The 22540-nt window shown below is 43.0% G+C and carries 17 protein-coding genes; 2 read left to right on the top strand and 15 right to left on the bottom strand.

Features of this window, described 5'->3' with window-relative positions:
- Positions 1-531: 531 nt before the first annotated feature.
- The 3 genes from argS to AB5916_RS12795 are packed head-to-tail and all read right to left on the bottom strand — an operon-like array spanning position 532 to position 3966.
- Complete coding sequence (gene argS, locus AB5916_RS12805) at positions 532-2298, bottom strand: arginine--tRNA ligase (protein ID WP_368191288.1); 1767 nt, start codon at positions 2296-2298, stop codon at positions 532-534.
- Between the two features lie 11 nt (positions 2299-2309).
- Positions 2310-3122, bottom strand: coding sequence for a transglutaminase domain-containing protein (locus tag AB5916_RS12800; RefSeq protein ID WP_173728465.1), 813 nt, complete (start codon positions 3120-3122; stop codon positions 2310-2312).
- Positions 3123-3156: 34 nt separating this feature from the next.
- Positions 3157-3966 (bottom strand): hypothetical protein, encoded by an 810-nt coding sequence (locus tag AB5916_RS12795; RefSeq protein ID WP_368191286.1) that lies wholly within the window; start codon positions 3964-3966, stop codon positions 3157-3159.
- A 370-nt stretch (positions 3967-4336) separates the two neighbouring features.
- On the opposite strand from AB5916_RS12795, the gene AB5916_RS12790 reads away from it, so the two are divergent.
- On the top strand, positions 4337-4972 hold the full coding sequence (locus AB5916_RS12790) for a lactate utilization protein (RefSeq protein WP_173728469.1): 636 nt from the start codon (positions 4337-4339) through the stop codon (positions 4970-4972).
- A gap of 5 nt (positions 4973-4977) precedes the next feature.
- On the opposite strand, the gene ptsP is transcribed toward AB5916_RS12790, so the two are convergent.
- The 5 genes from ptsP to AB5916_RS12765 form a co-directional block, all read right to left on the bottom strand.
- Positions 4978-6597 carry a phosphoenolpyruvate--protein phosphotransferase gene (gene ptsP, locus AB5916_RS12785; RefSeq protein ID WP_158422244.1) on the bottom strand — a complete coding sequence of 540 codons (1620 nt, stop codon included), beginning with the start codon at positions 6595-6597 and terminating at the stop codon, positions 4978-4980.
- A gap of 145 nt (positions 6598-6742) precedes the next feature.
- Positions 6743-8002, bottom strand: a complete 1260-nt coding sequence (locus AB5916_RS12780; protein ID WP_158422245.1) for an ABC transporter permease — start codon at positions 8000-8002, stop codon at positions 6743-6745.
- Entirely contained in the window at positions 7999-10053 is a 2055-nt protein-coding gene (locus AB5916_RS12775; protein ID WP_158422246.1) for a hypothetical protein, read from the bottom strand. Before AB5916_RS12775 ends, AB5916_RS12780 begins: the two co-directional genes overlap by 4 nt.
- 4 nt (positions 10054-10057) lie before the next feature.
- The gene (locus AB5916_RS12770; protein WP_158422247.1) at positions 10058-10729 is read right to left on the bottom strand and encodes an ABC transporter ATP-binding protein; all 672 of its coding nucleotides are present in this window, start codon (positions 10727-10729) and stop codon (positions 10058-10060) included.
- Positions 10726-12291, bottom strand: a complete 1566-nt coding sequence (locus AB5916_RS12765; RefSeq protein ID WP_158422248.1) for an efflux RND transporter periplasmic adaptor subunit — start codon at positions 12289-12291, stop codon at positions 10726-10728. Before AB5916_RS12765 ends, AB5916_RS12770 begins: the two co-directional genes overlap by 4 nt.
- 239 nt (positions 12292-12530) lie before the next feature.
- Here AB5916_RS12765 and AB5916_RS12760 point away from each other — a divergent pair, with 239 nt between their 5' ends.
- Positions 12531-13655 carry a hypothetical protein gene (locus AB5916_RS12760; protein WP_158422249.1) on the top strand — a complete coding sequence of 375 codons (1125 nt, stop codon included), beginning with the start codon at positions 12531-12533 and terminating at the stop codon, positions 13653-13655.
- A gap of 96 nt (positions 13656-13751) precedes the next feature.
- On the opposite strand, the gene aspS is transcribed toward AB5916_RS12760, so the two are convergent.
- From aspS to AB5916_RS12725, 7 genes are read right to left on the bottom strand one after another with little or no spacing between them, the layout of a single operon-like run.
- Positions 13752-15542 carry an aspartate--tRNA ligase gene (gene aspS, locus AB5916_RS12755; RefSeq protein WP_158422250.1) on the bottom strand — a complete coding sequence of 597 codons (1791 nt, stop codon included), beginning with the start codon at positions 15540-15542 and terminating at the stop codon, positions 13752-13754.
- Positions 15543-15563: 21 nt separating this feature from the next.
- Positions 15564-16820 carry a histidine--tRNA ligase gene (hisS, locus tag AB5916_RS12750; RefSeq protein WP_158422251.1) on the bottom strand — a complete coding sequence of 419 codons (1257 nt, stop codon included), beginning with the start codon at positions 16818-16820 and terminating at the stop codon, positions 15564-15566.
- Complete coding sequence (locus AB5916_RS12745; RefSeq protein WP_173728481.1) at positions 16729-17388, bottom strand: HD domain-containing phosphohydrolase; 660 nt, start codon at positions 17386-17388, stop codon at positions 16729-16731. The genes hisS and AB5916_RS12745 overlap by 92 nt, the downstream gene beginning before the upstream one ends.
- Positions 17385-18890: a coproporphyrinogen dehydrogenase HemZ gene (hemZ, locus tag AB5916_RS12740; protein ID WP_158422253.1), complete on the bottom strand. Its 1506-nt coding sequence runs from the start codon at positions 18888-18890 to the stop codon at positions 17385-17387. Before hemZ ends, AB5916_RS12745 begins: the two co-directional genes overlap by 4 nt.
- Positions 18862-19491 carry an MBL fold metallo-hydrolase gene (locus tag AB5916_RS12735; protein WP_158422254.1) on the bottom strand — a complete coding sequence of 210 codons (630 nt, stop codon included), beginning with the start codon at positions 19489-19491 and terminating at the stop codon, positions 18862-18864. The genes hemZ and AB5916_RS12735 overlap by 29 nt, the downstream gene beginning before the upstream one ends.
- Before the next feature lie 30 nt (positions 19492-19521).
- On the bottom strand, positions 19522-21849 hold the full coding sequence (locus tag AB5916_RS12730; RefSeq protein ID WP_262583019.1) for a bifunctional (p)ppGpp synthetase/guanosine-3',5'-bis(diphosphate) 3'-pyrophosphohydrolase: 2328 nt from the start codon (positions 21847-21849) through the stop codon (positions 19522-19524).
- Positions 21850-21884: 35 nt separating this feature from the next.
- Complete coding sequence (locus AB5916_RS12725) at positions 21885-22409, bottom strand: adenine phosphoribosyltransferase (protein WP_158422255.1); 525 nt, start codon at positions 22407-22409, stop codon at positions 21885-21887.
- Positions 22410-22540: the final 131 nt, after the last annotated feature.

Here is a 22540-nt window from a genome sequence, read left to right as displayed (position 1 = left end):
AAAAGAAACTATTCAGCATGTAGCATCCCATAAGGAAATTACGGTGAAATACCGTATACGATGATTACTAGCACAGTGAATATTAAGTAACCGCCATATTGACTTGCCTTAATTTTCACTGTACTAGCTTGTCAGTTCAAGAATGCCTCGGCATTCTTGCTGCGAGGTGCGCGTCATGCAATTGCATGACATACTTCTCCTGCGCACCTCTGCAATCCTGCCGGAGGCTATATCAGCTGGGGGATTGACTCCCAGCTGATATAATATATAGAAGTAGGAGTTTTCTCGCCTGAAATAAATATAGCATAAATCTGCTGCCCGAAAAAGCAGCTTTACAGATATTTAAGAAAAATACAGAAGTATAAAAATCCTAATAAAAATAGAAAAAAATACAGTAAAAATATCCTTCGCATGCAGGAATAAAATTACCATGCAAGATATTTTTACTGTATTTCAGATGTCTTTACTGTACTTTAGATGTCTTTACGGAGTTTTAAAGCTCCAGATTCCAGACATAAGGCCAATACGATTTTACATCTTATCCGGTGCTGTAAATCCAAGAAGGTCAATGCTAGTCTCCAGAACTCTTTTGGCCAGTGTGATTAAACGGATATATGACTGCTTCCGCATCGGATCTTCTTCGCTTAAGATCTTTGTCTCATGGTAAAAGCTGTTAAATGCATTGGATACCTCATAAATATAAGCACAGATCTTATGAGGTGCCCTCTCTTCAAAAGCATTTTCAATAGTAGCCCCAAATCCGGCAAGCTGAAGCATCAAATTCTTCTCACTGATTCCCACTGCCGGAAGCAATGTACCTGCCTCAAGATCTCCTCCATTTTCTTTAAAACGGCTGAGAATGGATTTGATACGTACAATCGTATACAAAATATATGGGCCTGTATTTCCCTCAAAAGAAGTAAACCGGTCAATATCAAAAATATAATCTTTGGTAGCCTGGTTGGACAAATCTCCATATTTGATAGCAGAAAGTCCAACAATCTTGGCAGTTTCCTGGGCATCCTTATCCTTTACACTGCGATTCTCTACGATCTTGTGGAACATCTCTTCATCAATCTCAGAGATCAGATTCTCCAGTCGCATAACCCCGCCTTCTCTTGTCTTGAAAGGCTTGCCATCTTTGCCGTTCATAGTACCAAATCCAAGGAAGGAAAGCTTTGTATCTTCCCTTACCAGCCCAGTCTTTCTGGCACACCGGAATACCTGTATAAAATGAAGCTCCTGACGCTTGTCAACTACATAAAGAATCTCATCCGGGTTAAACAGCTTCATACGCTCTACAATCGTTGCCAGGTCTGTAGTTGTATAAAGGGAAGCGCCGTCTGACTTCAAAAGAATACATGGCGGAATCTCTTTAGTATCGGATTCTTCTTTTACATCCACAACAAGAGCACCCTGGTCCTCATAAGCATATCCTTCATCCTTCATATGCTGAACCATCTCAGGAATGTAAGGCTGTGCATCTGATTCTTTTTTCCACAGGTCAAAAGAAACATCCAGATTTGCGTAATTTCTCTTCAGGTCTGTTACAGAAACGTTCAGGATATGATTCCATAATGCAGTATACCCCGGATTGCCCTGCTGAAGAAGATGGGTAGCTTCCAGAGCCTCCTTGCGATACTCTTCATCTTCTTTTGATTTGGCACTGGCGCAAGGATAGATCTCCTCCAGTTCGCCTATGGTAAATGGTGCCTCAGATGGATATTCTCCTGTATAAGTCTCATCAAAATAAACAAGCTCCGGCTGTCTGTGCTTCAATTCAGTGATGATCAATCCCATCTGAAGTCCCCAGTCTCCCAAATGCACATCTCCGATCATCTTATGTCCAACAAAACGGCCGATCCTCTTAATACTCTCACCGATAATAGCAGAGCGAAGATGACCTACATGAAGAGGCTTTGCCACATTTGGTCCGCCATAATCAATAATGATGGTCTTTGGCTGCTCAGCAGTATTTACAGAAAGCTTTTCATGGGTAGCCATTTCATTCAGCCAGGAAGCTAAATAACTTTCATCAAGCTTCAGGTTAATAAATCCCGGCTTTACTACTTCCACCATGGAAAAGATCCTGCTGTCTTTCAACTGGTCAGCTACCTGGTCAGCAATGATAAATGGTGCTTTTTTGTATGCCTTCGCGCCAGCCATTGCACCGTTACACTGATATTCGCACAGATCCGGACGACTGGATACTGTTACCCTTCCATATGCCGGATCATAGCCTGCTTTTTCAAATGCTGCGGAAAGCTCTTCCGCCATTAATTCCATAATTTTTTTCATTTTCTAACTCCTTATAACGCTATATGAAGAATCGGTGAAAGCTTGTATACGCCATAAGGCACACCATAATTAGCACTGTAACTTTTTGCTTCAGCGAACAAAGGATCATATGCAAGACCTCCGATCTCTGTCCATGCATGTCCGCTTCCGTTTCTTCCTGTACTATCTACGCATACGTAAACCTGCTTATATCCAACGGCTTTTGCCAGATATGCAAAAGCTGCTGCATCTGACATACAATTGCCACGACCTCTCTGGAAATGATCCATAGCATAAACTGCCGGCCATCCACTGAAATTGCTGAATGTACGCCAGGTCCAGTATGGCTTCTTGATCACCCAGTCAAAGCACACCTTCAGCTTCTGTGCAGACGTCATAGATGAATTCGTTATCTGTGCGACGATCTCCTTCGCAGTCTGAAGAGTGGCAAAATCCTGTGCATCTACATCTGACATCTTCTTTCCATTGGCATAAAAATACCTGTTTCCCAGTTTCTTAACCTGCAGAACCCCTTTGTCATTCAGATAATACACCTTATTCTTAATCTTCTGAGTACCTGTCAGCATAACTCCCCGTTTACTAAAAAGATAGGTTTTGTTGCGAACCTTTTTCAATCCGGTAAGGTATTTCCCATTTTTATAGTATCTTTTTCTGCCACTTGGAAATGTATACCAGCCATTTACCGGCTTCTTTGCTTTGGTAACTGTAGTAGTTTTCTTTACAGCAGCTTTAACCGGCTGTGCAGTCTGGGTACCTGCAAGCATAATGCCGAAAAACAGACAGAATGCCAGAATCAGGCCTTTTGCAAAATTCTTTTTCTTCATGCTCATCTTACTCCTCTATCGTTCATCAACAAAATTACTTTGCAGACACACCAAGTACAATGGTTTTTCCTGTGCCGCTAAATTTAAAAATATCTGCAAAATAATTATCATAATAATAATACATCTCTGTACCATCTCCATAACAGGTATTTTCCAGTACCTGGACCTTCTTCGGATTGCCGATCAGCGAAAGCAATGTGGATGCTTCCTTTTCATATCCAGCCGCTGCCCGAAGCTTTTTGGAAAGACTTGCATTATAAACGCCATTTTTACCAAAGACATAGAATTTGCCGCCTTTTACCCATGTACCTTTTACCATATTGCCATTTAAATTAAATCCATAGTATTTGCCTTTGATCTTTTTAACTGCGATTTCAGCAGTGCCATAAGACTTCTTGCCTGCATAAGCCGCACCATTCGCTCCGAAATAATAACGGTATGTAAAAGTCTTTTTGCCTTTTTTCAGCTTTACATTACAGAAAGTATTGGTTCTTGCCCTTCCAAGGCTGTTAAATCCATAGTATTTTCCACGAATCTTCTTAACCAGTGTTTTCTGCTTAGGAGTTGCAGCATAAGCAGCTCCGTTGGCTCCGAAATAATATCGATATGTTACAGATTGACCATTACTCTTAGTGGTGGTAACATTCTGCCAGCCCTTCTGCATCTTTCCATCTACATAATAGTAATATTTGCCATTCTCTTTCACAAGACCTTTTAAAACATCAGTATCCTGTACTGTGGTCTCTGCCGCTGCAACAGAATAAACAGGCATACTGCAAACTGCTGGAGCCTCAACCATAAACAGACTTAATACACCGGCAAGTGCCATCTTCCATTTTCTCATTGTACATTCCTCTCCTTACTAAAATAAATCTTATTATTTCAATTCATAATCGGTATTGAAAAATACCTTGAATTGCATTTTACTCTTTATTATACCCTGCATTCCTGCCTGTGGCAATTGTTTTATTTTCACTTGTATTATTTTTCTATTGTTCTATTGTTTTGAGTTTTTGTTTGGATTTTTATTTTAGTATTTATTTAATTTTTTATTTGGACTGTTTTATTGTCATGTATTTTACTTAAAACCGGTTCATGTTATAATTTGTTTGTAGCTGTTCAGCACCACAAAAACACCTGACAGGATACTTTCTGCTGAATAGTTACTTCTGTTCATTTTTTCAGGACAAATCTAACAATCAGGAGGACTGACAATGTCTTATGTAAGCGAACACCACAAACTTGTGGCAGAAACACTAAAGAAAAATTTTTCCAGACGTGGAATGGATGCATATTACTGCGAAACTGCCGAAGAAGCAAAGGCGCAGATCCTGTCCATGATCCCTGAAGGTGCATCTGTTACCTGGGGCGGCACTGAATCCATGAATGAAGCTGGCGTCTGTCAGGCTGTTGAAGATGGAAATTATGAATTTATCGACAGGAAAAACGCCGCTACTCCTGAGGAAGCTCGTGCACTATACGGAAAGATCGTATGTGCAGATTATTTCCTCACAAGCACCAACGCATTCACCAAAGCCGGAGAACTGGTTAATATTGATGGTGCAAGCAACCGTGTAGCATGTATCGCCCATGGTCCGGAGCATGTGATCGTCTTAGCCAGCATGAATAAGCTATGTGATAACGTAGAGGATGCCATTCGCAGAGTGCGTACTTTGGCAGCTCCGCCCAATGCATTACGTGTACATGCGTCTACACCCTGTGCCAAAACCGGCATGTGTGCAGACTGTGTAAGCCCAGATTGCATCTGCTGCCAGATCCTGGTTACTCGTTTTTCCAGGAAGCCAGGACGTATTTCTGTAGTTCTCTGTGGAGAGGAACTGGGCTTTTAATTCTGTCAGATTTCATCTATACTACGGATCAGACGACGAAGGGGCAGGATCCTGGATGGGGATACAGAAAGTTCATCTATCCCCATTTTCACAAATTCTTCAGTGAATCTTGTGTCTGCCCCAAGTTCGCCGCAGATACCGGCCCAGATACCAGCTTTATGAGCGTTCTCTATTACCATACGGATCAATCGCAGAACCGCTTCATGCCCTGGTTCATAAAAGCTTTCCAGCTTTTCATTCTGCCTGTCCATTGCCAGCGTATATTGTGTCAGGTCATTTGTTCCGATACTGAAAAAATCCACTTTCTTTGCAAGCAGATCACTGATCATAGCTGCGGCAGGTGTTTCCACCATAATCCCCTGCTCCAGATCTTTGTACTGCTTTCCCTCTTCCTGAAGTTCCTGCTTCGCTATCTGCAGGATCTCCCCAATCTTCCCAAGTTCTCCTATAGAAGTGATCATGGGATACATGATAGACAGATTGCCGTACATTCCTGCACGTAAAATTGCCTTCAACTGAGATTTGAAAGCCTTGGGATGTTCCAGACACAGCCGGATTCCTCTGCAGCCCATAGCCGGATTCTCTTCCTTTTCCATTGGAAAGCAGGGTGCCTGCTTGTCTGCTCCAAGATCCAATGTACGTATAATTACCTTTTTGTCACCCATCCGCTTGGCAACATCCTTGTATATCTGAAACTGTTCTTCTTCTGACGGAAGCTGTTCTTTTCCAAGATACAGAAATTCACTTCTGAAAAGACCTATTCCCTCTCCGTCATTCTCCAGAACTGCATCTACGTCCTCACCACTACCTATATTGGCAAGCAATTCAATCCTTCTGCCGCCTTTTGTAACGGTTTCTTTTCCCTTAAGCTGGTTCAAAATCTTCTGTTTTTCCTGCTCTGCATTCTGTTCTTTTGTATATTTCTCAAGAAAATCCTGATCAGGATTCAGGAACAGTTTTCCCTTATCTCCATCTACAATGGCCATGCTGCCTTCCACATCATCTGAGAAAGGCACCTGGATCAATGCAGGAATATTCATTGCTCTTGCAAGAATAGCAGTATGAGAATTGACCGACCCTTTCTTTAACACAAATGCCAAGATCATGCTTTTGTCTAGCAAAATGGTATCACTTGGAGACAGGTTCTGTGCTGCAAGTATCACAGGCTCCTGTATAATATTTCTATTCTGTTTCTCACCTGACAGAACTCGTACCAGCCGTTTGGTAATATCCAGAATATCAGCCGCACGTTCTTTCATGTATTCATTATCCATCTTGCGGAACATATCTGCAAAATATTCACCTGCAGCAGTGGCAGCATATTCTGCATTCACACTCTCTGTACGGATCCTGTTCCTTATCGCTTCTATATATTCTCCTTCGTTCAGCATCATCTGGTGTACTTCAAAAATCTCCGCCTCAGAGCTGCCTGCCTCTATTTCTGCTTTCTGATGCAATTCCTTTAATTCTACAATGGCTTTCTCTTTAGCCTCATCCAAACGACGCAACTCCTGATTTCGATCCGGGACATGGACACGCTTCACTTGATCCCATTCTTCCATCCATACCTGAATCTTGCCAATGGCAATGCCTGGAAATACAGATTTTCCTTCCAATATTTTCAATGCTTTTTCCTCCGTAAAGTAAAGCTGTTGTTTCCGTTAGTATACCACGGTTTTCAATAATTACACACAAAAAAGAGACAAATCCATTTAGTACAATGAATCTATCTCTTTTGTATCACTGATATTCTATTCGCATGAACTACTCTTATTCACTTCTTAGTGCATCAATAGGATTCAGATTTGCTGCCTTTACAGAAGGAAGAAGGCCAAAAATAATACCGATCAGCATAGAAAATACCACAGATCCTACAATGGCAGGAACGCTGATGGCTGTAGGTGAACCGGCCACCTTGGATACTACCTTCGACAGGGCAATGCCCAGAACTACACCGATAATACCACCTATACTTGTAAGTACAGCTGCTTCTGTAAGGAACTGGTTCAGAATGGTCTTCTTTCTTGCCCCGATAGCCTTCTTAAGACCAATCTCTTTAGTTCTCTCTGTAACTGAGACAAGCATGATATTCATAACTCCAATACCGCCTACCAGCAAAGAAATGCTTGCGATCCAGATCAGCTGCTGATTGGTGCTTTCACTAAGTTTCTGAAGATTCTTAACCTTCTGCATTACATCCTTGGCTCTATACTCAAACTTGGTCGAACTGTCTGCAGCCTTAATCTCATTATTCAAAGCCTTGGCAACTCCATTGCCTGCCTCACTCATGTTGTCTGTACTGTCGGCCCGGATCACAATATTCTCCGGTTCATCAAACTGAAAAGAAATTGGCCAGCACTTGCTGGGGATCATAACTGTGCCCATAACACTCTGAAAATACTCGTAAAACTGATTGATATTCTCGATGTTTGGCATAGAATCTTCATCCTGATTCACAACCCCGACTACCGTATATGGCTCTTCTCCTATTTCAATGATCTTCCCCACAGGATCTTCTCCCGGAAAGATATTCTCAGCAGCATTGGAATCCACCAGTGCCACTTTCCGGTAATTGTCATAGTCCGACTGTACAAAAGCTCTTCCGGAACGCAAAGTATAGCCACAGGTATCCATATAATTCACATCAATACCGTATATCTGCCCTCCCTGGAAGCTTGTATTTTGGTAATATACATTGCTGCTGTAGGATCTGTTATAAAAGAAAGTTGCATTCTCAACATGATTTACTTTTCTGACTTCTTCTTTCTGATTCTCGGAAAGAAGGGGAGGCGTTGCATTGCTGTCCCCGTATTCAGCACTGTATGTACTGTCTCCATAATACAGATTCACAGAAACTGTGTTATTCCCGGATCCGATCAGATCTTCTTTGATCTGTTCACTGGTACCCTTGATGGTAGAAACAATTGCAATAATAGACGCAATACCAATAATAATACCCAGCATAGTAAGGAAAGAACGCATCTTATGAGACCATATCCCCTGAAAGGCCAGCCTGATATTTTCTATCATTCAAAATCACCTCCGTTGTCACTGTAATCGTCTTCACCATACATCTTGGATGCAGAAACTGTCTTGGTCTTAGCTCCTTCAGCCACATCCTTGCCATATGGAAATGCGATCTTGTCATCCCTGGTGATCCCGCCTGTGATCAAGACACTGTACCCATTATCAACATTACCTCCGATAGACAGATATTGTTTCTTCAACACACCCTTATCGTCCTTATACACGTAAGAATTACCATTATCAGACCGAACAAAAGCTTTGGAGAGGACGATCCCTTTGGCTTTGGTTTCTTCGGTCAGCTGAATGTTCAGATAATCTCCATCCCGCACTTTTACAGATTTATCCGGGATCACAGCTGTGAACTGATATTCAGATACATTCGGATTGCCGTCACCATAATAATAGCTGCTGTCAGAAGAAACAGGATACTCAGACACATCCATAACTTCTGCTTCAAACTGGCTGGTGCTTTCTTCTCCATCATCATAGTAAGTGTAATTGGTGCACTGAAGAATGGTTCCCTCTTTTACAGAGTCAAGAAGAAGCTCACCAACCTTGCCAACAACATAATATCCGTCTTTATTCTTTACACTCATAAATACACTGCTGTCATCTTCAGGAGTGCCTGTTACAGGATCTCCTACAGTGGTAACTGTACCGTCCAGTTTACTGTAAATGATCTGACGGTTCATCTTTTTCTCCAGCTGTGAGATCTTAATCTCACTTTCCTGGATATCCAGCTTCAGAGTTGCAATCCGGTTCTTATATAATTTGATGGCATCACTTCTGGAAATATTCACAGAAGAGCTTCCCCCATCACCTGGAATATCCGGTTCTTCTGGTTCTTCCGGCTCATAATGGCTGGCCTCCTCTACTGTCAGCTCCAGAGACGCAGAAGGATCCACTGTTTTCTTCAGCTTATGTCCATTCACCAGATAATATCCAATACAGGACTGGGTTCTGTCTGTATAATCTGCAATGGTATCATTCTGATGGAACTCCAGCAAATACCAATATCCTTTCTTATGAAGCACTTCTGTCCCATCTTCATTATATCCTGCCATACGGTTCAGAAAACCGCCGGTCAGCTCTACCTTTCCTTTGGCATTACTGCAAAGAAAAACATATGGGTCATCCTTAGTACCGCTGCCCACAAATGGCTCTGTGTCATAGTCCAAGGTCTGATAAAACTTCTCATCCCCATCTGTAAGATCCGGTTCTTCAGGATTGGTAGTGCCATCCACAAAATCAACTTCTTCATCCAAGACAGGGGTAGGTGTAGGTTCCGGTGTGATCGGATAGATATTATCCTCTCCTGAAGTAAACTGATTATCTGAGGAGTCCTGACCTGCCTGATCACTGAACTGGCCGGATTCATTTGCATCATATACATCATCTGCTGCAACCGAAGAACCATCCTCCTGCACATCGCTTTCTTCAGAATCATTCCCGCTTCCAACTGCATCTGTAAAAGCCTCCAGTAAAATAGGGTTGATAGCCAGCGCAAGATAATTACCGCCCACATCTGTAAGGCTATTGTCCTGTCCTGCCATAGCCATATCATCCCCAGACAGGCTATCCATATCAGAATCGCCGCTGTCATCTGTGGAATCGTCTATATTATCTGCGGAACCGCCTGCATCTTCTTCTGTAAGAGCTCCACCGTTTTTCAGGGCTTTCAATCTACGTTCTGATTTTGCCAGATCCTGTTCCTGTTTTTCTTTTTTCAGTCTGGCAATATTAAGCTCCATCTCCACAAGGGTCATGTCAAAAGAGACCAGCTTATCACCTTTGCTTACAGAATCTCCTTTATTAACATAAACCTGTTGAATGATCATATCTTTATCTACTGTAATATTCTGAGATACACTGCTGGTCACATTAGCTTCCAGATTGGTGGTCGGAGAATAATAATCACTGGCCAGATCCCCTACAGATGCCACCTGTACCACTGTCTCGTTGTTCTTCCGCATATAGGTCAGACCTTTGGCTGCTCCTGTAACAACCAAAGCTACGATCACCAGAACTATGATCACTTTCTTTATCCTGCTCATGCTATCACCTCTTTTCCCACACTTCGCCGTCCCGGATCATAACCATTCGCTTGGCATGGGCAGCAATCTCTGCATCATGGGTAATCATAAGCACAGATACCCCTTCATCATTCAGCTTCTGGAACAGCTCCATAACCTGAGCCCCAGACTTACTGTCAAGGGCTCCTGTAGGCTCATCTGCCAGAAGGAGCTTAGGATTATTCACAATAGCTCTTGCAATTGCAACTCTCTGCATCTGCCCGCCGGAAAGCTGATTTGGCAGAAAATCTACCCTGTCGGCAAGCCCCACACGCTCCAGAGCCTGAAAAGCCCTCTCACGGCGTTCTTTCTTAGGAACCTTTGCATAATTCAGCGGAAGTTCTACATTGGTAAGTGCTGACTGTCTGGGAAGCAGATGGAAGCTCTGAAATACAAATCCGATCTTACGCAGCCGGATATCAGACATCTGATTCTCGGTGCATTTACTTACATCCTCCCCATCCAGGAAAAACTGTCCCTGAGTAGGCTGGTCCAAGCATCCGATAATATTCATCAGTGTAGTTTTTCCGGAACCGGAAGGTCCCATAATAGCAACGTATTCACCTTCCTCCATGGAAAAATCCACATTCTTCAGAACCGGCACACTCATCTTTCCCTGTATATATTCTTTGTATATGTTCTTTAATTCAAGGATCATCCTGCTGCCTCCGTATCATCAGCCCCATACTGTACATCACTATTCATATCATCCGAATAATCCTGGGTATAGGCATCAAAATCCTCATCCATACTATCGGCTCCGCCGATCACATCCCCATCGCCCAGCTCTTCATCCGGCTGCATATCTTCATCTGAATAATCATCCATATATCCATCACCGGAGCTTTCGTCCATAATTGGATCTGCATCATCTTCACCGTCATAACTCTGGGAATCATCCGCATCATCGGATCCGTCCAAATTGTCGGTTCCGTCTGAACTATCCGTGCTGTCCTCACCATAATACATGCTTGCACCTGCAGGCATCGATGCTGCATCTGCTGTATTCAATCCCTCTGTCAGAGCCTCTGTAGGAAATGCAATGCTGTCGTCCTCAGTAAGGCCATCTGCAATCTCATACTCCATCAGCCCTTCATCATACTGGCCAAGAACAACCTTGCGCTTCTTTAGCTTCCCATCTTCATCGGCAGCCCATACATATGGATCCTGGGAATCTGCATCCACAATATAAAAATCACTGAGCCATACGCCTTCTTTTTTATCTTCCTGACCCTCATCCTTCTCTATGTAAACATGCTGACCAAGCATCAGTCCGTCAGATGTCTCCAAATCCACATAAAAGGGGTAGGTACTGGAAGTGGTATCTGAATCACCGCTTGAATCTACCATACCATAATAGCCATTGTTTGAAGAAGAATTGCTGCTCTGCTCATCAATAGCCCCCATAGTCCCATGCCAGATCTGCTGGTCATCTACACGGGAGCGAACGATCACAGGCTCTCCCTGAACAATAGAATAGCGATTCATCTCATTGACTTTACCTTTGATACGATAGGCTCCTGTACTGAGAATGGTGATAAATGCGCTGTTGTCACTGCTATCAGAGCTATAATCCATACCTGTAGAATCATCGTCCAATGTATCTCCGTCATCTGAACTAAGCTTGGTGGTATCAATCTTCTGGATCACTCCATCGATCTCACTGCGTACCTCTGTATTGGTCGTCGCACTCTGAAGCTTGTCAATCTCCGCCTGCTTGCTTTCCTGACTATACTCATTTTTCTTAAGGTTCATCTTATTTGTCTCAATCTCAATGGTATAGGAAAGCTGCTGATCCTTGGATGCTTTCTTTTTTTCTTTTTCCAGGGTAGCGATCTGCTGGTCCAGGCTAATGGCTTCATTTTTCAGACGGTCCAGATCCAGCTGTGCCTGCTTCAGGCTGTCCTGGATACTGCTCAGGTCATACTCAAACAGCAGCTGGCCTTTCTTAACTTCGTCACCAGTCTTGACCTGGACTTCCTTAACCTTTCGTCCGCTTTCAATGTTGACTTTCACTGTTTCCTGGGCTTCCACTACTCCTGCAAAACGGTTCTGTGTGCCTGAATTATCTACATTCAGGTCACTGATCTTTGTAACATATACCACATCGCCATCTGCAGATGCTGTAGTGCTGTTATTCTTATAATAATACCAGCCTCCTGCACCAACTGCACCGGCAATGACAATAATCCCCCCAATGACAATACCGCGTTTCTTCATAATGACCTCCTTGTCCATTCTCTGGACATAATGGCATCCCCGCCGGGCTGCCCCATCTTTTATCTTTTCTATCATAGCAGATTCATTTACAAAAATAAAGTAAATCAGGGTACTAATACAAATTTCACAAATTTTTCATTCTTTTTTTATAAAAATCGTATAGATTTTAAGCTTTTTTGACTTTTTTAAATAAATCTGGTAAAATAGACCTATATTATTTCGGAAAGGAACTAGGGTTTATGAAAACAGCAAAGCGGCTGATTCCATTGCTGGTTGTCATCCTTGCCATTATGGCATTCGGATGTTTCCACAGCGAAAAACGAGCAGTGAAAAAGGCTATCAAAAATGATCTGGATCTTCTAAAAAATCTGGATTCTGATACTGCCAGTAAGTATTTTTCCTATAAGGAACTGTTCCCGGATATAAAAGATGACCAGAAGCAATCAAATGAAATAAAAGATGTATTTCCTCTCTTTTTTCAGGATTTTGATTATAAGATCCTGGATGTTGATGTTGACAAGGACAAACAGACAGCTTCTGCTTCCCTTCGGCTGGTAACATTGGATGCCAATGCTCTTGCAAAGGATTTTACTGCTGCCAAGCTACAGCGTGAGATCCAGAGTGCAGCCCACATGGAAAATGACCAGGATTCCAAGTCCTCTTCCCTTTCACTGACAGATCTTTATCTGATCATGAAGGAGCTGCTTGCATCTGATGATTATGATTCCATTGAACGTAACTGCACCATTGAACTGGCAATGAATGATCATAATGCTTGGGAGATCAAGCGAACCTATGCCCTGGAAAATGACCTTGTCGGCGGTCTTATGACTTATCTGTCTGATCCGGATATTCTTTCCCCTGAAGACACTCTGACAGTCTACCTTGATTCTCTGACAGAAATGAATACCGAAGAAATGAGCAGCTTTCTTGGTGTGGAAAGTATTCTGAACACCTCAGATACTACCCGGAATGCCATTGCCTCCGCCCTTGTCACCCAGGTACATAATACTTTTAATTATGAATTTAAGGACAGCAAGATCAACGGTTACCAGGCTGTGGTTACTACGAAGATTACCACCTTCGACAGTGAAACCATTCTTACTTCTTACCAGAAAAAACTTAATGAATACCTTGCGTCTCCAGATGCTGTAATTGACGGTCTTGAAAAAAGGCTTGATAAATCTTATGACATGCTGCTTGATTGTATCACCGCCAACACTGCTACAAAGACTGCAGATGCCAGTCTGTGCCTAATCAATGATGGTGTTTCCTGGAAGCTGGATGACAGCAATGGTGAGCTTGGAAATGCTATTTTCGGCACATTGACTACCAGTCCGGTAGATGATACCGTCACCGAATAACCTGCAATAAAAAAAGCTGCCCCACACTGTACGTTCTGCATTTCACAGTTTGTACAGCGCTCAGGCAGCTTTTTATTTTCTTATTGATTCTTTTTATTATTCTTCTTCCGGAGCAACTTCCAATCCCAGTTCTTTCAGTTGTGCCTCGCTGACTCTCTGTGGTGCTTTTGTCATCAGACAGGATGCATCCTTTACCTTCGGGAATGCAATCACATCACGAATACTGTCTACCTTTGCCATCAGCATTACCAGACGGTCAAGGCCATAAGCCAGTCCTGCGTGTGGCGGAACACCATACTTAAATGCATCCAGAAGGAATCCAAACTGCTCATACGCAGCTTCCTGCGTAAAGCCCAGTTCTTTGAACATTCTTTCCTGAATATCATCCTGATGGATACGGACACTTCCTCCACCAATCTCATTGCCGTTCAGTACAATATCATAAGCCTTTGCGCGAACCTTTCCAGGATCTGTATCCAGAAGAGGGATATCCTCCTCCATCGGCATTGTAAATGGATGATGCATAGCTGTATAGCGATTCTCTTCCTCACTCCACTCAAGCAGCGGGAACTCTGTTACCCATACAAACCTATACTCATTCTTATCAAGAAGTTCCATTTGTCTTGCCATTTCCAGACGAAGTGCTCCCAGAACATCATATACAAGCTTTTTCTTATCTGCCGCAAACAGAAGCAGATCTCCTGGCTTTCCATCCATTGCCTGAACCAGGGCATCCATTTCCTGCTCTGTCATAAATTTGGCAAAGCTTGACTTTCTTGTACCATCCTTTGCAATGGCAATATAAGCAAGACCCTTTGCCCCATAGCCCTTCGCAAATTCTACCAGCTTGTCGATCTTCTTTCTTGGCATTTCGCCCTGACCTTCTGCGTTAATACCGCGAACGCTGCCGCCGTTTTCAAGAGCAGAAGTAAATACGGAAAATCCGCAGTCCTTCACAATATCACTTACATCATGAAGTTCCATTCCAAAACGCATATCCGGCTTGTCAGATCCGAAACGATCCATTGCCTCCTGCCATGTGATCCGTTGGATCGGAAGCTTCACATCCAGATCAAGTACTTGTTTAAACAGATAGGAAAGAAATCTTTCATTCACATCGATCACATCATCAACATCCACAAAAGAAAGCTCCATATCGATCTGTGTAAATTCCGGCTGGCGGTCCGCACGAAGATCCTCATCACGGAAACATCTTGCAATCTGAATATAACGATCATATCCTGAACACATTAGCAGCTGCTTGTAAAGCTGCGGAGACTGTGGAAGGCCATAGAAGCTTCCCGGATGGATACGGGACGGAACAAGATAATCTCTGGCACCCTCCGGTGTGCTCTTTCCAAGCATTGGTGTTTCAATCTCCAAAAATCCTTCATTTGCAAAGAACTGTCTGGTAAGCATCATTACTTTGCTTTTTAACATAAGATTCTTCTGAAGATCTGGTCTTCTAAGATCCAGATATCTGTATTTCAGACGCACTTCATCTTTTGTCTTGCTGTTTTCTTCTACCGGGAAAGGAGGTACTTCTGATTCAGAAAGGACTCTTAAGGATCTTACCTGAACCTCCATGGTACCGGTTGCCAGGTTTGCATTTACTGCACCACCTCTTTTTGCCACTGTTCCAACAACTGCGATCACATATTCGCTGCGCAGCTTTCCGGCTTTTGCAAATCCCTCTTCATCAATGATCCCGTTTTCAAAAATAAGCTGCATGATCCCGGAACGGTCACGAAGGTCAACAAATATAATACCACCTTTGTCTCTTGCCTTCTGCACCCATCCCATCAGGGTCACTTCACTGCCAATCATTTCTTTCGTAACTTCTGCACATCTGCATGTTCTGTGCAGTCCCTGCATGCTCTCAGCCATGTCTATTGCTCCTCCTGCTTATTATCTCTTTTCCTTGAAGAACTCAACAAACTCTGTATATCCTTCAGTTGTCATCTGGTCCTTCTGGAATTTTTTATTCTTTTTCATAATGGAAATATTTACCTGCGTTCCTTCTTTTCTTTCCTGGTCAGCCTGTGCAAAAATCTGTGCAAGACGATCTGCAGGCATGTTTTTCTCAATCAGGTATGCTTTCTTTGCACCCTGTCCAGGAATCTGATAGCCTCTTTCCAGAAGCAGCATAACAATTCTCTCAAATCCAATAGAAAAACCACAGGCACTGGTATTGCTGCCTGTAAACTTACCGATCATCTCATCATAACGGCCGCCACCGCCAACGCTTCCACCGAATTCATCCATAGCGATCTCAAAAATCGGGCCTGTATAATAAGACATTCCCCTTACAAGAGTAGGATCAAAACTCATTTTGAAATCTGCAGTCTTTACAGAGTCAACAGTAGAAATAATGGTTTCCAGATCCTCTGCCACCTTAGGATCAAGCACATCCTTCAGCTTTTCTTTTATAAAGCGAACGCCTTCCACATCGTTTGTGATCTCCTTAAACATTCCAAGGTAGGTGTCAATGCTTTCTTTTGTGAAGCCTTCCTTTTCCAGTTCCTCAGCCACTCCATCCAGTCCGATCTTATCCATCTTATCCAGGATGATAAATACCGTATCAAAACTATCTGCCGGAAAACCACTATACTGTGCCATAGCCTTCAGGATCTTCCTGTCATTGATACGGATAGTAAAATTGTGGAAATCCAGTTTGCCAAGAAGGGTGGTGGTAGCAAGCACCAACTCAATCTCAGCCATATAAGTAGCCTCACCCAAAATATCAATATCGCACTGCATAAACTGACGGAAACGACCTCTCTGTGGCCTGTCAGCCCTCCATACATATCCCATCTGCAAAGCCTTAAAAGGAGCCGGCAGATCATTGGAATTGTTGGAATAATAACGGGAAAGGGGAAGTGTCAGGTCATAACGAAGTCCGGAATCCACCAGATCTCCTTCTTCCTTTGCACTTTCCAGCTTCAGCTTTTCGCCTCTTTTCAGGATCTTAAAGATAAGCTTTTCATTCTCTCCGCCCTGCTTGCTGCAAAGATTCTCAATATGCTCCACGCAGGGAGTCTCTATAGATGTAAAACCAAAAGATGCATATGTTTCACGGATGATGCTGGTCACATAATTCCGTATTTCCATTTCCCTGGGAAGAATATCCTTCATCCCTGTTACCGGTTTCTTCTTTAATGCCATCGTGTTCCTCCTTATGAACTACCCGCTGAAAAGCGAGAAAAATTTCCATGTCAAAATTCTTTACTTCATCGATCATCAGTCCAACTACTGTCTTTCTGTCAAAAGCCCTGCGATAAGGTCTGTCTGAGCTTAAAGCACAGAAAACATCACAAACTCTCAGGATCCTGGCTCCAATGGGAATCTCTTCCCCACATTTATTGGATGGATATCCGGTACCATCAAAATTCTCATGATGATACAAAATACTTTCCAGAATAAAATCAGAATACCCCTGATCTTTCAGTTCTTCATATCCAAGTGCAGAATGCATTCGCACATATTTCAATTCCTCGATCACAAGAGGATTATTTTCCTGTCCATTAATGTAGCTGCGCAGTTTCAGCTTACCAATGTCATGAAGCACACCGGCCACTGCCAGCTGGTAACACTGATCCTCGGGCAGTCCAACTTCCTTTGCGACTGCATACGCCAGATTGCTTACTGCAATGCCATGTTTTAATTCTGTAGACAGGTCAAATTCCAGCAGTCTGTCCTGTGAGGCAGGATTCTTCTCCTTGGTTCTGCTCACGAATCCTCCCTCCAATCACGCAGCCATCTGGTAATCCCGGTCTGTTTTCTCTGGATCATTTCGTCAATACGTGAAATATAATTGGTAACATCTTTTACATTTTCCACACGTTCGATCCGTCTTTCGTGATCAAAAACCAGCTTGGAAGAACCACCAGCACCAAGAGCAATAATAGGCTGTTTTTCTTCCATAATCAGTATATTGTAAATTCCTGCTTTGTCAACCTTGGCATAGCCTACATTTTCAAAATTTCCCTTCATATTCTTCTGTCTGTACAGATAATACGGGCTCATTTCCATTTCGTAGGCTGTTTTCATGGTAAGCTCCATGATTTCCTGATTATTCTCAAAGGTCATTTCCTGATACTGATCCCTGAAGATATTCAACCTTGCTGCGCGTTTTACTGCAAGAGAATGTACAGTAAGACTGTCCGGATCCAGTGCCTTTACCTGTTCCAGTGTATACTCTACCATGGCATAATCCTCGCCAGGAAGGCCTACGATCAGATCCATGTTAATATTGTCAAATCCCTGCTCTCTTGCCAGCTCAAATGCCTTCTTTGTATCTTCTACAGAATGCTTCCTGCCGATCAGATTCAAAGTGGTTTGATTCATAGTCTGTGGATTTACAGAAATCCTGGTAACAGGAAATCTATGGATCGATGCAAGTTTTTCTTTTGTAATGCTATCCGGCCGGCCTGCTTCCACAGTAAATTCAAGAAGTCCATCATATCCAAATTGACGGCTCAGACAATCCAACAGCCTCTCCAACTGATAAGGCTCCAGTGTAGTAGGTGTTCCTCCGCCAATATAAATCGTATCCAGCTTCCTGCCAAGGCTTTTCATAAGGCTGGCCACAGCTTCAGCTTCTTTGCACAGCGCATCCAGATATTCGTCAGTTCTTGATGCCCAAAGCTTCAATGGATACGAGCTGAAAGAACAATAAAGACAGATACTTGGGCAAAACGGAATCCCTACATAAAGGCTATACCCTTTATCATAATCAATATCCTTCAGGATATCTTTTTCCCGGTTGGCAATGGCAACAGCCAGTGCTGTTTTCTTAGGGCTGACCAGATACCGATCCCGCATCTCCTGTGCTGTCTGTACATTGGTAAGGCCTGTATCCAACATCCCCATAGCCAGCTTTACCGGACGGATACCGGTAAGATTCCCCCAGGGTAACGTGCGTCCTGTCAGCTTAACCAGCACATCCTGATAAAGGGCATATTTCAGGTGGTCTTTATTCTCCCTGCGGCTTTCACTTTCTTTAATACTGATCTGCCCGCTTTTTCCTTCTCCCTCATACCGGATCAGATAACTTCCTTCTGCTTTTGAAGACACAAATAGCAGATCACAGAAGTGCGTTTCCTCTGCTTCATAAGTCATACGGATCTCTGCTTCCGGATAAAAAGCTTTGATCAGCTCATATATATCATGTTCAAAATCTTTATCAAGAAAACAAATCTCTATCTTATACAAAAGGGTTGTACCTCTTTTCATAACCAATGGTAGTTGATGTATCATGTCCTGGATATACCACCGTATCTTCCGGAAGCGCATCTACCAGCCTGTGCAGGCTTTCCACAATCTGTGCCGAACTCCCTCCCGGAAAATCCGTCCTGCCTACAGAACCGTGGAACAGGGTATCTCCGGAAAAAAGTACATCTTCATCTTTAAAATAATAGCAACAGCTGCCTTTTGTATGTCCTGGTGTAAAGATCATCTGAACTTTAAACCCGGCTGCTTCAAAAACTTCCAGATCTGAGGGCATTTTGTCGGCCTTCATGGAAACCGGTCTGCCATAATACTGGGTCATATTCACAGATGGCTCCCAAAGCATCTCTGTCTCCAGAGGACAGGCATAAACAGGGATATCATATCTGTCTCTCACTGCTTCTGCTGCAGAAATATGGTCAAAATGGCCATGAGTAAGAAGGACAGCTACAGGAGTCCCTTCCATCTGGGCTACCTTTTGAAAGATCCGCTCTGGCTGATCTGCCGGATCAATGATCAGCAGTTCTTTTGTCTCCTGGTTTAATGCGAAATAACAATTTGTACTTACCGGTCCTAAAACCAGCTGTTCTACCTTTAATCTTCCCATGTTGTCCTTTCCACCTTCGGGTATAAAAAATCAGCCTGTAGTACGTTCCACATCGATCACGCTGTCGATCTGGCGTATCTTCTCAATCAGTGAATTCAGTTCTTCTTTACTGCTCACATTAAAATTCATGGAAATCGTAGCCTTTTCCTGCTTGTTAGTACGGCTGTTAATACTTCTCACATCGATCTTACGCTCAGTAAAGATCTTGGAAATGTCTACCAAAAGACCTGTCCTGTTATTGGCATATACATTGATCTCTGCCATATACTGCTCGGATACCCTGTTATCCTGCTGCCATTCAGCCTCGATCAGGCGGCTTCTGTCCATCTCTGACATATTCATCACATTCACACAGTCTGTCCTGTGAATGGTGATACCACGGCCTCTTGTAACAAAACCTACAATTTCATCTCCTGGGATCGGATTACAACATTTTGAAAAGCGCACTGCCACATCATGAATGCCCTTAACCACAATACCGCTTTTACCCTTAGCTACATGGATTCGCTCCGGTGCTTCCTGTGCAGCCTCCAAGACCTGCTCGTCTGTAAGATTCTTTTTGTTTTCTTTATCATAAGCTTCTGCCAGCTTATTAAAAACCTGCCCTTCTTTCAGACCTCCATGTCCGATGGCCGCCAGCACGGAATCCCAGTCACGGAATCCGTATTTTCTCAGAACAGCCTCCAGATACTGTGGCTTGGTGTAATTGCCGATCTTAAATCCCTTGGACTTGGCATACTGAGTCAGCATGTCTTTTCCTTTCAGGATATTATCTTCTTTCAGTTCTTTCTTAAACCACTGGTTGATCTTGTTCTTTGCCTGTGTGCTCTTTACAACATTCAGCCAATCACGGCTTGGTCCCTGGGAATTCTGGGATGTGATGATTTCAATCCGGTCACCATTTTGAATACGGTATTCTATAGGTACAAGCTTCCCATTGACCCTGGCTCCTACCATCTTATTCCCTACTGCGCTGTGTACACTATAAGCAAAGTCAATAGGAGTGGAGCCATTTGGCAGTGTTTTCACATCGCCCTGGGGAGTAAAACAATATACACTATCTGCAAAAAGATCCAGGTCATTTTTCAGAAGACTCATAAACTCTTTATTGTCTGACATATCCCTCTGCCATTCCAGAATCTGTCTTAACCAGTTTAATTTTTCTTCTTCACTTTTACCAACCGGCTTCTTGCCATCTGCTGATTCTTTATATTTCCAGTGTGCTGCAATACCATATTCAGCTGTTTTGTGCATTTCAAAAGTACGTATCTGGATTTCAAATGGCTGACCGTTAGGCCCAATCAGCGTGGTATGAAGAGACTGATACATATTTGGCTTTGGCATTGCAATATAATCCTTAAATCTTCCGGGAATAGGCTTATACATTTCATGAATCACGCCAAGAGCAGCATAGCAGTCTTTCACTGTGTCTACCAGGATACGTACAGCAAAAAGATCATATATCTGGTCTATAGTCTTGTGCTGATTCACCATCTTCTTGTAGATACTGAAGAAGTGCTTTACCCTGCCATCTACCTGAGCCTTAATATTGGCATCCACCATATGCTGTTTGACCTGATTAACGATCTTCCCAACAAATTCCTCACGCACACTTTTTCGCAATGCAACCTTTTCAACCAGATCATAATACACCTCTGGTTTAAGGTACTTCAGAGACAGGTCGTCCAACTCCACCTTGATCTTGGAAATACCAAGACGCTGTGCGATAGGTGCGTAAATATCCATTGTCTCACGGGCCTTTTCCTGCTGTTTGGCAGGAGTCATATACTGAAGTGTACGCATATTATGAAGCCGGTCTGCCAGTTTGATCATAATAACCCTGATATCCTTAGCCATGGCAAGAAACATCTTACGCAGGCTTTCTGCCTGCATTTCAACCTTATCAGAGGAATAGGATAACTGGCCGATCTTCGTCACTCCATCAACAAGGAGAGCCACCTCTCCGCCAAATTCCTTTTCCACTTCTTCATATGTCATCCATGTATCTTCCACTGCATCATGAAGCAGTCCTGCTACAATGGTCTCTTTGTCCAGTTCCAGATCAGCCAGTATGATCGCTACACACAGAGGATGAATGATATAGGGCTCTCCGGATTTTCTTTTCTGATCCTTATGTGCTTCACTGGCAACCTTATAAGCTTTCTCAATCATGGAGATATCTGTGGACGGATGATATTTCCGGACACTGCTGATCAATTCCTGATATAGCACTTCCGGGCTGGTAAAGTCGCTCATTGTCTTTACAGCTGCATCTGCCTTTTTTACAGAAGCCAACTTCTCTGCTTCGATCTGGGATGCCTGATCCAAGGCATCTGTGACTGTATTTACTTCTGCCATCTCTTATCACCTACCCTGTACAAAGTCTGACTGTTTTACTTTCCTTCATAGCGGATCACAGACGCTACATCATATCCTTTCAGCTTTTCACGGCCTTTCAATCCGGCAAGTTCCATCAGGAAAAGGATCTTTACAACTTCTCCGCCAAGCTCTTCGATCAACTTCACGGCAGCTTCCATGGTACCGCCTGTAGCAATCAGGTCATCTACGATCACTACTTTCTGTCCCGGCTTAATGGCATCCTTATGGATCTCGATCTCTGCCTGTCCGTATTCCAGGTCATAGCTTTGGGAAATCGTCTCACAGGGAAGTTTTCCTTTCTTTCTTACCGGTACAAATGGTTTGTGGAGGTTATATGCCATAGGCATTCCGAAAATAAAACCTCTGGACTCAGCGCCTACGATCACATCCACATCTACATCTTTGATCAGATCCTGAAGCGAATCTATGGCAAGGTGAAGTCCATCTGCATCCTGCAAAATACTGGTAATATCTCTGAAAATAATTCCCGGCTCCGGGAAATCCGGAATACTTCTGACATATTCTTCTATTTTTTTCATATTATTGTTTCCTCCTCAAACATTTTCTCAACCATGTTTTTTGTCAATAGATTTAAGTATATCACCTTTTTTATTTATAATCAATCAAAAACCCCATAGATACAGCATATTCTGCCATCTCCGGTTACTGA

It is taken from the genome of Blautia sp. 1033sp1_1033st1_G9_1033SCRN_220408 (assembly GCF_040929965.1).
Taxonomy (GTDB): Bacteria; Bacillota; Clostridia; order Lachnospirales; family Lachnospiraceae; genus Blautia_A; species Blautia_A ammoniilytica.
This window is presented reverse-complemented; position numbering and strand designations above follow the sequence as displayed.